This window comes from Flavobacterium sp. Root901 (assembly GCF_001429765.1).
Taxonomy (GTDB): Bacteria; Bacteroidota; Bacteroidia; order Flavobacteriales; family Flavobacteriaceae; genus Flavobacterium.
In genome coordinates, this window is record NZ_LMJB01000005.1 from 2,261 (window position 1) to 16,433 (window position 14,173).

9 protein-coding genes and 1 pseudogene are annotated in these 14,173 nt (G+C 35.3%); all 10 read right to left on the reverse strand.

Translation table 11 applies throughout. The features are described 5' to 3' along the window. A partial coding sequence (locus ASE21_RS21915) for a hypothetical protein (RefSeq protein WP_206779246.1) occupies nt 1-287 on the reverse strand: 287 nt, incomplete at both ends. 1 nt (nt 288) lies between these two features. Beyond that, nucleotides 289-4,329, reverse strand: a pseudogene (locus ASE21_RS22435) (hypothetical protein); the annotation flags it as partial. Nucleotides 4,330-4,871: 542 nt separating this feature from the next. Then, complete coding sequence (gene queG / locus ASE21_RS03740; protein ID WP_057121234.1) at nt 4,872-5,798, reverse strand: tRNA epoxyqueuosine(34) reductase QueG; 927 nt, start codon at nt 5,796-5,798, stop codon at nt 4,872-4,874. Then, a complete protein-coding gene (locus tag ASE21_RS03745) occupies nt 5,795-7,141 on the reverse strand; it encodes a cytochrome P450 (RefSeq protein ID WP_057121235.1) in 1,347 nt (448 codons plus the stop codon). The genes queG and ASE21_RS03745 overlap by 4 nt, the downstream gene beginning before the upstream one ends. A 61-nt stretch (nt 7,142-7,202) precedes the next feature. Beyond that, nucleotides 7,203-8,018, reverse strand: a complete 816-nt coding sequence (locus ASE21_RS03750; protein WP_057121236.1) for an alpha/beta hydrolase — start codon at nt 8,016-8,018, stop codon at nt 7,203-7,205. A 9-nt stretch (nt 8,019-8,027) separates the two neighbouring features. Beyond that, nucleotides 8,028-9,050: a Holliday junction branch migration DNA helicase RuvB gene (gene ruvB / locus ASE21_RS03755; protein WP_057121237.1), complete on the reverse strand. Its 1,023-nt coding sequence runs from the start codon at nt 9,048-9,050 to the stop codon at nt 8,028-8,030. A gap of 110 nt (nt 9,051-9,160) precedes the next feature. Beyond that, entirely contained in the window at nt 9,161-10,963 is a 1,803-nt protein-coding gene (locus tag ASE21_RS03760) for a cbb3-type cytochrome c oxidase subunit I (protein ID WP_057121238.1), read from the reverse strand. Nucleotides 10,964-10,993: 30 nt separating this feature from the next. Next, nucleotides 10,994-12,184 carry a cytochrome c oxidase subunit II gene (locus ASE21_RS03765; RefSeq protein WP_057121239.1) on the reverse strand — a complete coding sequence of 397 codons (1,191 nt, stop codon included), beginning with the start codon at nt 12,182-12,184 and terminating at the stop codon, nt 10,994-10,996. Between the two features lie 19 nt (nt 12,185-12,203). Beyond that, entirely contained in the window at nt 12,204-13,598 is a 1,395-nt protein-coding gene (locus ASE21_RS03770; protein WP_057122321.1) for a hypothetical protein, read from the reverse strand. Nucleotides 13,599-13,625: 27 nt separating this feature from the next. Beyond that, a complete protein-coding gene (locus ASE21_RS03775) occupies nt 13,626-14,171 on the reverse strand; it encodes a c-type cytochrome (protein WP_057121240.1) in 546 nt (181 codons plus the stop codon). Nucleotides 14,172-14,173: the final 2 nt, after the last annotated feature.

A 14,173-nucleotide genomic window follows, 5' to 3' on the forward strand; every position in this document is an offset into this window, starting at 1 on the left:
GATGTACATCCGTTAGCCGAAGCCGTAACAGTATAACTTCCTGCCGGTGCCGTAATCGTGTTTCCGGACTGGGTAACTCCTGTTGAAGGGCTTACCGCATAAGTATTGGAAGCRCTGTAGTTTGAGATTGTAAAACTTCCCGTTGCAGYTGAACATGTAGGCTGGGTAACAGCGCTTAATGTCGGAACTGCAGGAGTTGCAGGCTGGGCGTTGATCACAGCAGCTGATGAAGCAGCCGATGTACATCCGTTAGCCGAAGCCGTAACAGTATAACTTCCTGCCGGTGCNTGAACATGTAGGCTGGGTAACAGCGCTTAATGTCGGAACTGCAGGAGTTGCAGGCTGGGCGTTGATCACAGCAGCTGATGAAGCAGCCGATGTACATCCGTTAGCCGCAGCCGTTACTGTGTAGCTTCCTGCCGGAGCTGTAATTGTATTCCCTGACTGGGTAACCCCTGTTGAAGGGCTTACCGCATAAGTATTAGAAGCATTGTAGTTTGAAATGGTAAAACTTCCTGTTGCTGTCGAGCACGTAGGCTGGGTAACAGCGCTTAATGCCGGAACAGCTGGAATTGGATTTACAGTAACTGCTGTAGTTGCAGAAGCTGCACTTTGACATCCTGAAGCATTTGCTATTCTCACACTATAATTTCCTGAAGCAGATACTGTAATAGATTGAGTAGTAGCTCCTGTTGACCACAAATAACTATTTCCTCCACTTGAAGTCAGTATTACACTTCCGCCAGAACAAAATGTAGTAGGTCCGTTTGCCGTAATAGTTGGGGCTGATGGTGTAGGATTTACAGTTACTGAAACTAACGTTCTGGCACTTTCACATCCAGTTAGAGTCTGACTTACATAATAATTTGCAGATATTAAAGTTTCAGTTCCTGTGTATAATGTTCCGCCAGTTGAAGCACTGTACCATTTTAAATTGGTTCCTGTAGCAGTTAAATCACTGACTTTTTTAGCATCGGCTGCACAAAATGTCTGCGAAGATGCCGTTGGAGCTGGTGTATTATTTACTGTAACCGATACTAAAGTTCTTGTACTTTCGCAGCTGTTTAAAGTCTGGCTTACATAATAATTCCCAGAAGTCAAAGTCTCTGTTCCTGTATAAAGTGTTCCTCCAGTATTTGCACTATACCATTTTAAATTAGTTCCTGAAGCAGCTAAATCACTAACTTTTTTAGCATCAATTGCACAAAATGTCTGTGAAGATGCTGTTGGAGCGGCTGTATTGTTTACTGTAACTGCTACCGAAGTTCTTGGACTTTCTCCACAGCTATTAGTACTTTGGCTTACATAATATGTCCCTGTTACCAAGGTTTCAGTTCCTGTATATAAGGTTCCGTTTGTTGCAGCGTTGTACCATTTTAAATTGGTTCCAGTCGCAGCTAAATCACTCACTTTTTTAGCATCAATTGCACAAAATGTTTGTGAAGATGCAGCTGGAGCAGCCGGAACTGTATTTATAGTAACGACTACTAAAGTTCTGGTACTCTCACCACAACTATTTGCAGTCTGACTTACATAATAATTTCCACTAGTTAATATTTGATTTGCAGGAAGTGCTGTACCTCCTGAAGACACATTATACCATTTCAAATTGGTTCCTGCAGCAACTAAATCACTTACTTTTTTATTATCAGCAGCGCAGAATGTCTGTGAAGAAGCAACTGGTGCAGAAGATGTAGTATTAATAGTTACAGATACCTGGGTGCGTGAACTTTCACATCCGCTTACCGTTTGGCTTGCATAGTAATCACCGGTTGCCAAAGCTTGAGCCGCTGGAAGAGCTGTTCCTCCAGTTGCAGCGCTATACCATTTTAAATTAGTTCCAGACGCAACTAAATCACTAACTTTTTTATTTTCAGAAGAACAAAAAGTCTGAGCAGAAGCTGTTGGAGCTGCTGGTGTAAAAGTTACTACAGTTGCCGCAGAGCTATTTCCAGGACATCCTGCAGCATTTATTCTTTTAACAGTGTAACTTCCGTTCGCAGTAACTGTAATACTTTTTGTTGTTTCTCCAGTTGACCATAAATAAGTCCCTGAATTACCCGATGATGTTAATACAACACTTCCTGTCGCACATGTAGTTGAACCACTTGCTGAAATTGTAGGTGTACCTGCCTGTGCATTTATTGTTACAACAACTGGTTTTATAAACTGACATCCGTCGGCAGAAACTGCTTTTATATAATACGTCCCAGAAGTAGTAACAGCAGCTGGTGTTGTGTAAGCAACAGATGCATTTGCATCTGTCCAATACGAAAGTGTCATATTTGGAGTACTTCCTGCTGTAACTGCCGGAGCAGTCAAATCTACTGTAGACGGTGCGCATACTGTTGCTGGATTTGTTACAACAAAAATGGATGATTTTGGTGTTACCGCCGCACTTGCAGAATTGTTTGCCGTATTAGTATCTATTGAAGAAGGTAAAGATGCTGTATTTGTATAATTACCTGATGCATTTATCGATGCAATAATTTTTAATGTTGCAGATGTCTGAGCATCTATATCTCCAATACTCCAAATACCTGTTGCAGAATCATAAGCTCCGGCTGATGGCGTCGAGCTTCCATAAGTGTAACCTGAAGGAAGCAAATCATTTACAGAAACTCCTGAAATATTATTACCTCCTAAATTACTAACTTTAATCGTAAACTCTACGTTAGAACCTATACATGGTGTTGCATTATCAACCGTTTTTGTAATTCCTAAATCTGTACATAAAGTAACACTTACAGGTTTTGATTGAGTTTGTGCTCCACAAGTTAAAGTTGAAGCTACAGAATATGCACCTGTTTTTGTAGCCGTATAAGTTGATGAATTGGCTCCAGCAATAGCTGTTCCGTTAAAATACCACTGATAAGGAGCAAAACCTGCAGGTGTTGTTAGTTCTGCTTTATTGTTAGTACAGCCTCCGCCTGAAATATATGTCATCGTTGGATCTTCTGGCTGAACAGCAAAATTTGAAAAGAAACCTGCCATTGAGAATCCCCCTCCTTGCTGCACAATTGAAACCGTCAATTTAGCAGCACTTGATATAGAGAGAATATTTGGACTTCCGATTTGAGTGTCCTCAAAATTAATTATATACCAACCCGTCGTTCCTAATTGATGACGCGCTGCTATACCGCTTACAGTTTCAATATTTGTTCCATTAACAGATACTACGTCTGTAGCACTTCTTAAAAGAATATATCCAAAATAAGGTAATGAACCTGTGCCATAATTTCTAAACTTTGCCGTTTCTATAAAATTAGATCCGCCGCATTCTGATACCGGTGCGATTGTAGAAATATCAACCTCACAAGATTGAGCCGTTCCGGAGTAAACAACAATTTTCTTATCTGCAAAAACACGTGATGCTGAAAAGCTCGTATTTGAAACACCATTACGAAAAGTATAAAAACTTCCTGCTGTAGCTAAAGTTACGTTAGTTGTACCTACTAATGCCCCGGTTGTCGAATAAGTATCTATTGTTAAAACTGTGTTGTCTTTTGTAGCAACTACAGTAGTTTGTTCTGCAGTATCATTTCCTTTACCTCTTTCAATAAAATATTCAGTCCCTAAAACTGATTCTGGCGGGATCTGATTAAAAGCACCATCTCCACAACCATCTGGCATGTCTATAGCTGCAGAAGTATTCATTACAACAGGGTTCGAAGATTCTACCAATGTCCCTATTGCCGCTTTAAATAAATAACTTTGTCCGGCGTTTAATGTCGTTACAGCAGCATTATTAATTTTTACAGTTGTATTGTCAACAGTAGCCATAATGCTGTAAATAGGGCGCTGATCTCCAAAACCGCTAAAATTACCCAAAGAGCCATCTCTGTAATATCCTACTCTGAATCTTATTCCAATTCCGGCATCTCCAAAACTGGTTAATGCCGCATTTCCTTTAATATCCTGATCACTTCCATCGCCTCCTAAAGCATCAGAAGCAACATTTCGTAAATTAATAGAAACCGGAGCGTTAGCATTAATTATTAATCCCGCGCCATTTAAAATAGTATTTAAAGCAAACGCAGGAGCATCTTTAGGCAAACCTGCAAATCTATAAACAGCAGGAGTTCCTTTTACTGCAGTTAAATTTGTTACCAAAGTACCATTACTTTTTGAGAGAGTAATGTTTACAGTAGTTGTAGAATTTGTTGCTATAACAATTTCATTGGCTTTACTAAAATATTGCCACGGTGCAGGGGCAATATAATGCTTCGTATAAAATTGAGCTGAAGCACTATAGCTTATTAGTAAAAAAAACAAAACAAGAAATTGTGGTTTGATAAATTTAAACCAATTAAAAGTAAAGTTACGCATATACAGACTCGGTATTAATTTGAGTAAAGGATATTATAGAAGCTGAAGACCAAAGAATGATGATCAGATTATTTAGCAGATACGAAAAAAATAAAAGGGTAGATTTACGATTATTGAAAAAAGTTTTATCAAAATCATTAAAAAGATAAGAAATCTTATAGACCATAATTTTTTCGGGTTCAGGACACATAGTTGTCTTTGGATTAAATTAGCAGATTTGGTGGCGCGAAAGTATATAAACACCTCAATACTAGCTACATTACTCGATAAACTACCCAGAAAAACGTTGAAATACACTTTTTGTCGACAAAAAATAACTTTGGAATGCCAATAAACATAGTGATTTAACAACAAATCAACAGAAATTTCTTAATTTTTTAATATAATTGCAATATTTTGAAGATTTAGTAACAAAAACGCAACATTATCTTACAAATAAGAAAACATAAAGCTACAGAAAATGAACACAAAATACTGATTTTCAGATATTTGATTAAAATTATAAAAAATAAAAAATTGTAATAAAATATTCCTGACAGGACTTACTTCAGAAATTTTATATTTCGTTTAAGTCCGTCGAATTTTGTTCTTTTTATAGGGGAATTTTTAAAAACTTTTTGGAAAGTTTCTTCAGTAATTTCTGACCATTCTTTTTTAGAAAAGGAAATTAAATCCGGATTTGGATTAAAAAGTGGTTCAGAATGAGGTTTAGAAAATCGGTTCCAAGGACAGACATCCTGACAAGTATCACAACCAAACATCCAGTCATCAAATTTCCCTTTCATATCATCAGGGATATTTTCTTTTAGTTCAATCGTATAATAAGAAATACATTTACTTCCATCAACTATATATGGCGCAAGAATTGCCTGTGTAGGACAAGCATCAATACATGCCGTACAGGAACCGCAGTGATCTGTTACGGCATGATCATATTCTAAGTCTAAATCTAAAATTAATTCTGCTATAAAATAAAAGGAGCCAACTTTCTGGGTAATTAAATTACTGTTCTTACCTATCCATCCTAAACCGCTTTTAGCAGCCCAGGCTTTGTCCAGAACCGGAGCAGAATCTACAAATGCGCGGCCAGAAACTTCACCAATATTCTCTTGAATGGAATATAGAAGTTCCTTTAATTTTTCTTTAATTACAAAATGATAATCCTGACCATATGCATATTTTGATATTTTAAAACTGTCTGTATTCTGAGATTCTGAAGGAAAATAATTCAGCAAAAGAGACACTACACTTTTAGCATCATCAACCAATAAGGTCGGATCTAAACGTTTATCAAAATGGTTTTCCATATACGCCATCTGACCATTATGGTTATTATTCAGCCATTTTTCAAGCCGGGGTGCTTCCTGTTCTAAAAAACCAGCCTGAGATATTCCACAAGAAATAAAACCCAGTCTTTTGGCTTCTTCTTTTATAAATTTTGAATATGTTTCTTTTGAATTGATACTCATCTTTTAGAAAATGAAACTTCAACATTGACAGGCTTTAGCGTAATGAGAGGATTAAATTGTACTGTATAATTCTGAGATTTAATGACATATTTTTTTACAATTTGAGATATTGTCAGACACATTTCATAAATGGCAAATCCGGTTCCAATGCACATTCTTGGCCCGGCACCAAACGGATAGAAATATTGCATGGACTCTTTTTTTTGCTCGCCGAGAAAGCGTTCAGGAATGAATTCATCTGGATTTTCCCAATATTTGGGATTACGATGCAATTCATAAAAAGAAACTCCAATTAATGTATTTTTTTTTATTTTAAACTCTCCAAGAGAATCATCTTCAAGATTTTGTCTGTCCGTAATCCATGCTGGCGGATATAAACGCATCGATTCATTTAAAACAGCATTTGTATATGTCATTTTTTGAAGTTTCTCGACAATATTTTCCGTATGCGATTCAATCTCAACAATCTCATTTAATATTTTTTGTTGTACTTCCGGATTCTTTCCTAAAAGATAAAGTGTAAATGTTAAAGCATTTGCAGTTGTTTCATGTCCCGCAATAAACAAAACTTTGATTTCGTCAATCAATTGTTCAATAGACATACTTTCTCCAGTATCTTCATATCTGGTTTCCAAAAGCATATTTAGCAAATCATTTATTTCTTCTGTTGAAGATTTTCTCTCTTCAATAATTTCACGAATAATATTGTTATTTTCTTCTGCAAGTTTAAGATGTTTCTTTACCTGACCACTCAATGAAAACCACCATGCTTTATGAGGTAGTCTAATTTCCTTTATTAAGAAATTCTGAACTTCTTCAATAATAAATTTTATACGTTCAAATTTATTTTCAGCTGTCGAAAGCTGAAATAAAGATTTTGCTACAACATTAAATGCCAGATTACTCATTACAGGAAAAACATTAATTGATTGATCTTCAACCAAATTATCTATTTCCAAAGTAATAGTACTGTTCATATTATCAACCAGCTGATTCATTTTTTGTTTATGAAATGCCGGCTGGATAAGTCTTCTTTGTTTTAACCAAAAATCACCATCGCTGGTTAAAAGTCCTTTTCCTAAATATTTTGAAAGATATATAGACTGAAATTTAGATTTATGATAATTCTTTTGATTTTTAACTAAAATATATTGTGCAATTTCATTGTCTCTTGACAAAATGATATGTTTAGAGAAACCAATTCTAATAGCAAAAGAATCTCCAAATTTTTCGAAATATCTCTTATGAAAAGGAATCGGATTTCTTCGAACACCTTCAGCATCTTTCAAAAACCTTAATATCGAAAGCCTGCCCGGGTAATTATATTTTTTGTTTTCAGACATTTTGAATAGAATTAAAATAAACATCTTTGTGCTGATGTTTAGTTTTTCTCATTAACCAAATTTATTTATTGTGCAGCAGAATCCATTCTGTAATATCTTTTATATTCTGAACTTCTGTATCAGGTGTATTCATTCCAACATCATGTCCTTTGCCTTCTCTAATAAGCAATTTTGAATCTATGCCTTTGCTTTTTAATTCATTGTAAAGATCCTGAGACTGGCTCACGTTTACTAAATTATCTGCATCACCATGAATCAAGAGTGTTGGTATATTTGAAATAACATTAAATGGGCTTATTTTAATTAATGCAGCATTGTCTGAAGTTGTATCTATTTTAGCTGCTGCCAGTTTTTCGATGATATCCAAATGACCATTTTTCTTCATAAACGCTACAGCTTCAGGAGAATTCAATCTTGATGGGGCACACAGTGCCGTTATAGATCTCATATTCTTTTTGGTATAACCATACAATAATGCCAAATGAGCGCCTGCACTAATTCCAACAATATGATATCCTTTTTTAGGATAACCGTATTTCCCGGAAGCTTCTGAAACATAAGTAATAGCTGCATCAATATCTGCTAATAAATCCCGCGCAGAAATTTTATTACTAACATATCGATAATCAACATTAGCAACAACAAATCCTTTATCACATATATCTTTGGCATGTTTACTTGTATATTCAAGTCCGCCCATTGACCACGCTCCTCCATGAAGAAGTATAACAACTGGTAAATCGTTTAAGTTACCACTTGGAACATATAAATCTAAAACTTGTTGTGGTGCTTTTCCATAAGCCAGATGCTGAGGATTTTTAGTTTGGCTAAAAGAGCAGAAACAACTAAATAATAAAAATAAAAGGAAATTCTTCATAGTTTAAATTTAAAATAATCCTCCCTGGATATTAACATTAATCTTCCCTAAGTGCTTATAAGCTTTATCTGTAACCTCACGACCACGAGGAGTACGCATGATAAATCCTTCCTGAATCAGGAATGGTTCATAAACTTCTTCAATAGTTTCACTGCTTTCAGATACGGCTGTAGCCAAAGTTGAAAGACCAACAGGTCCGCCCTTAAATTTATTAATGATAGTCAATAAAATCTTATTGTCCATTTCATCCAATCCATGTGCATCAACATTTAGGGCTTTTAATGCATATTTAGATATTTCAAGATCAATTGTTCCGTTACCTTTTATCTGGGCAAAATCACGAACTCTTCTCAATAAAGCATTTGCAATACGAGGTGTGCCCCTGCTTCTGCCTGCAATTTCGATTGCAGCTTCCAGATCAATTGGCATTTTTAATATTCCGGCACTTCGTTCAACAATAGTGGTCAAAAGTTCCGTAGAGTAATACTGCAAACGGGATGAAATACCAAAACGGGCTCTCATTGGAGCTGTTAATAATCCGGAACGGGTAGTTGCTCCAATTAACGTAAAAGGATTTAGATTGATTTGAACAGTTCTTGCATTAGGACCTGATTCAATCATAATATCTATTTTGAAATCTTCCATCGCAGAATATAAATACTCTTCGACAATAGGACTCAAACGATGAATTTCATCAATAAACAAAACATCTCTTTCATCAAGATTGGTAAGCAGTCCTGCCAAATCCCCTGGTTTATCAAGAACAGGTCCGGAAGTAATTTTGATACCAACTTCTAATTCATTTGCCAAAATATTAGCCAAAGTTGTTTTACCTAATCCCGGAGGACCATGAAATAATGCATGATCAAGTGCCTCACCACGTTGATTAGCTGCTGCAACAAAAACTTTTAGATTTTCCAAAACCTGGTCTTGCCCCGCAAAATCATCAAATGACAGCGGACGCAATCTTTTTTCAAGATCTAATTCTTCAGAGTTATATCCTTTACTAGTAGGATCAAGATTTTCATTCATTCTACAAAGATATAGAAACTAATTAGTTTGTAAAACAGTAAAAATGAACGATCAAAACTTTAACTAAACAAAAAAGACTGCCATTTCTGACAGTCTTTTGTTATTTTTTTCTAGTGGTGTAAAACTTCTTCACCTTCTTTCATTGGTACATTTTGTGGTACAAAATCTACATCATGATTCGGGTTACTGTAGTCATACGGCCAACGATATACATGAGGAATTTCTCCAGGCCAGTTTCCGTGAATATGCTCAACCGGAGTTGTCCACTCTAAAGTTGTAGATTTCCATGGATTTTGAATCGCTTTCTTACCGTAGAAAATACTGCTAAAGAAGTTGTATAAGAATACTAATTGGAACGCACCTCCTACAAGGGCAAATGTTGTAATTAAAACATTCACATTTTGCAAATCATCAAATAATGGGAAGTTCGTATTTGTATAATAACGTCTAGGTAAACCAGCTAATCCAATAAAGTGCATTGGGAAGAATACTCCATAAGCACAAACTGCAGTTACCCAAAAGTGAATATAACCTAAATTTTTATTTAACATTCTTCCGTACATTTTAGGGAACCAGTGGTAAATACCAGCAAACATTCCATAAAGTGCAGAGATACCCATTACTAAGTGAAAGTGAGCAATTACGAAGTAAGTATCATGAACGTTAATATCTAAAGTACTGTCTCCTAAAATGATCCCGGTTAAACCTCCAGTAATGAAAGTAGAAACCATCCCGATAGAGAACAACATTGCAGGGTTAAATTGTAAGTTACCTTTCCATAAAGTTGTAATCCAGTTAAACGCTTTTACAGCAGATGGAATTGCAATCAACAAAGTTGTAAAAGTAAATACAGATCCTAAGAAAGGATTCATACCTGAAATAAACATGTGGTGACCCCAAACAATAGTAGATAAGAATGCAATTGCAAGAACTGACATAATCATCGCTCTGTAACCAAAGATTGGTTTACGAGAGTTTGTAGCCATAATTTCAGAAACAAGACCCATTGCTGGTAAGATTACGATGTAAACCTCAGGGTGACCCAAGAACCAGAATAAGTGTTCAAATAATACCGGAGAACCTCCCTGATAATGTAAAACCTCTCCTGCAATATAGATGTCTGATAAGAAGAATGAAGTACCAAAACTTCTATCAAAAATTAATAATAAAGCAGCTGATAATAATACCGGGAATGAAATAACACCAATAATAGCAGTTACGAAAAATGTCCAGATTGTAAGTGGAAGTCTAGTCATAGACATTCCTTTAGTTCTTAAATTAATAACCGTTACAATGTAGTTTAACGATCCCATTAAAGAAGAAGCGATAAAGATAGCCATTGAAACTAACCATAAAGTCATACCTGTTCCAGATCCTGGGATAGCTTGTGGTAATGCACTCAATGGAGGATAAATTGTCCAACCTGCAGAAGCTGGTCCAGCTTCAACAAATAAAGAACATAACATTACTACAGCAGATAAGAAAAATAACCAGTATGAAATCATGTTCATAAATCCGGAAGCCATATCTCGCGCTCCAATCTGAAGCGGAATAAGTAAATTACTAAAAGTTCCACTTAAACCGGCTGTCAGTACAAAGAATACCATTATGGTACCATGGATTGTAACTAAAGCTAAATAAATATCATTTGCCATTACACCATCAGGTGCAAATTTATCTCCTAATAAAACATTGAATATTTTAAAAGACTCTTCTGGCCACGCTAACTGCATTCTGAAAAGCAAGGACATTGCAATACCAATTACTCCCATAACAATACCAGTAATCAAGTATTGTTTAGCAATCATTTTGTGATCAATACTAAAAATATATTTAGTAATGAACGTGTCTTTATGATGATGTTCGTGCTCGTGATCGTGTCCGTGATCGTGACCGTGCGCTTCTGCTGACATATATGTGTACTTTAAATTTTCTTAATAATATTATTTCATAGCTACTTTAGCTACAGCTGCCTTAACAGTATCAACAACTGCTTTTACTGTATCTGTAATTTTAGCAGTAGTATCTGCAGCACCTTCAACTCCTTCAGCTGGTTTTTCAGCAGCCGCTGCTGCTTTAATATCCTGAGCTAAAGTTGTTTTTTCGCTTAACCATTTTTTATAATCTTCAGGAGTGTCAACTACAACTTTCATTTGCATGTTATAGTGAGAAGCTCCACAGATTTTATTACATAATAATAAATAATCAAATGTATAAGGATCTAAAGCTGTACCGCCTTTTGCAACTAATTCAGCGCTTTTCTCAGCTCTAAGTTTGTTGATGTTAGCTACTTTTTCTTTCATAAAATCCAACTCTCTGTATTCAGCAGTAGTATAAGTTGGAACAAAGGCAAACTCAGTAACCATTCCTGGCACACAGTTCATCTGCGCTCTAAAATGAGGCATGTAAGCTGAGTGCAAAACGTCTTGAGAACGCATTTTAAAATGAACTTTTTTACCTTTAGGAATATGAAGTTCTGTTACTACAATATCATCTTGAGCATTAGGATCTGACATATCAACTCCTAATGTATTTACACCTTCAATTAAACGTACGTTAGCTTTTCCTAAAACGTTATCTTTTCCAGCATATCTTGCAGTCCATTTAAATTGTTGAGCGTATAATTCAATTTCTACAACATCTTCATCTTTATCCACAAACATAATGTTATTCCAAGCATATAATCCATAAAGAATTAAACAAGCTAAAACTACAGATGGAATAATACTCCAGATTGCTTCTAATTTATTACTATCAGCAAAGAACAATGCTTTTCTGTCTTTGTGTCCTCTGTTTTTAAAAGAAAACCAATATAATAAACCTTGCGTAATAACCTGAACAGTAAAAATTAAAACCCAGGTAATATTCATTAAACTATCTACTAAAAGTCCATGCTCAGAAGCAGGAGTATGAAGTGCCAAATTACCCCATTTTAGTAAACCATAAATAGTAAATATATAAATGAAAGCTAAAAAGCCAAACATAATATATCCCTGAATGTTATTGTCATTATCTGATGCAACTTGAGAATCGTCCGAAGAAGATCCTACTTGAGTAAGATCAAATATCTTGGTCAACTGCCATAATGCAACTGCTAATAAAACTAAAACTATAATTACCAACAAACTTGTCATCTGTTTACTTCTTTAAATATTAATAATGAAAATGTTTACTTTCTTCGATGAAAGGATTTCTTTTTGCAAGCAAAGGAGATTTAGTTAATGCAGTAAATACAACAAATATAAATAGACCTAAGAAGAAAAGAATAGATGCAATTTCAGGAACTCCAATAAACCATTTGTCTCCAACCGTACCAGGCATAATCATATTGAAGAAATCAACATAATGACCTAATAAAATTACAACACCAGCCATTACAATAACCCAGCTAAGACGTTTGAAGTCAGTATTGATTAATATTAATAATGGGAAAACAAAGTTCATAACAACCGCTCCAAAGAAAGGTAAGTTATATAATTGAATTCTTGTTACAAAATATGTCACCTCTTCCGGAATGTTAGCATACCAGATCAACATAAACTGAGAGAACCATAAGTAAGTCCAGAATACACTAATACCAAACATGAACTTAGCTAAATCGTGAATATGGCTAGTATTTACATACTCTAAATATCCTTTTGATTTTAAGTATATTGTTACTAAAGCAATAGATGTAATACCACTTACAAAGAAAGAAGCAAATACATACCATCCGAATAATGTACTAAACCAGTGTGGGTCAAATGACATAATCCAATCCCAAGACATAATAGACTCAGAAACAATAAAGAATACCAAGAATCCAGCAGAAGCTTTGAAGTTCTTTTTGTAGTAAAGATCATCATTTGCCTCATCCTGAGCTAAACAGTTTTTTCTAGATATATAACGATATAAATTCCAACCTGCCAAGAAAATAGCAGCTCTAATGATCCAGAAAGGGAAATTTAAATATCCGGATTTACCAGCAATAATGGCATCATAATCTTCATGTTTTGGATTTGTGACATTTTCACCTAACCAAACAAAGATATGATTGAAATGCAATCCGCATAAAACTAAGATTATAAAAAAGATGATAGAACCAGCAGGTAAATATGCTGTAATACCCTGCATAACTCTAAATAATACCGGAGACCAACCTGCCTGAGCAACTTGTTGAATAGCATAAAAAGCTAAAACTCCCATAGAAAGCAGTAAAAAGAAAATACAAGCTACATATAATGCAGACCAAGGTTTGTTTTGCAATTGGTGCAATACATGATTTAAATGTTCAGTGTGCTCATCAGCAGCACCAACTTTTGCGTGCTCTCCGCCTTTGTGCTCTTCATGTGAAGCTTCTGCAGCTTCATGATGTCCTGCTCCTTTATGAGATGCCTCAGCAGACTCTGCATGTGCAGCACCATGTTCACCATGAGCCTCAGCAGCTAGTATTTTTTCAACTTCTTGAATATCTTTAGGTGCACTTAAAAAACCATACCCAATTCCTAATAGTCCCAGAACCATTAAGATGATAGAAAAAGTTTTTAATTTACTTGAAAATGTATACATATCTATTACGATCAGTTTGTTCAACAATTATAATTGGCTTTTTAGTTTCAGAACATAGTCAGCAACTAACCAACGTTCGTGAGCACTTAATTGATTTGCATGTGAACCCATTGCATTTAAACCATAAGTCTCAACATGAAAGATACTTCCTTCAGTGATTTCTCTATCTTTATAACTAGGTACTCCAAGAAATTTTTCTCTTTCAACCAATTTACCTTTACCGTTTCCAGCAGCACCATGGCAGCTGATACAGTAAATTTCAAAAAGTTCTTTTCCTTTTCCTGAGTTTCTTTCTTCTTCAGTTAGAGGTGATTTTAAATTAGCTTTTGCTAACTCGTAACCTGCTGTAGAATTCTCATATTCGTAAGGTTCAAAACCTCTATTAATAGTTCCTTCAACAGGAAGTTGTCCTTCCTTACCACCTTTAAATATTTTTGCTTCTGTATATGGCTCGTAAGCAACAGATTCATACATATTTGGAAAGTACTGATAGTTTGGCGCCGAATTATTGTGGCAAGATGAAACTAAAATAGTCATACCAACTAAAAGTTTTATTTTATATATCCTTTTCATAG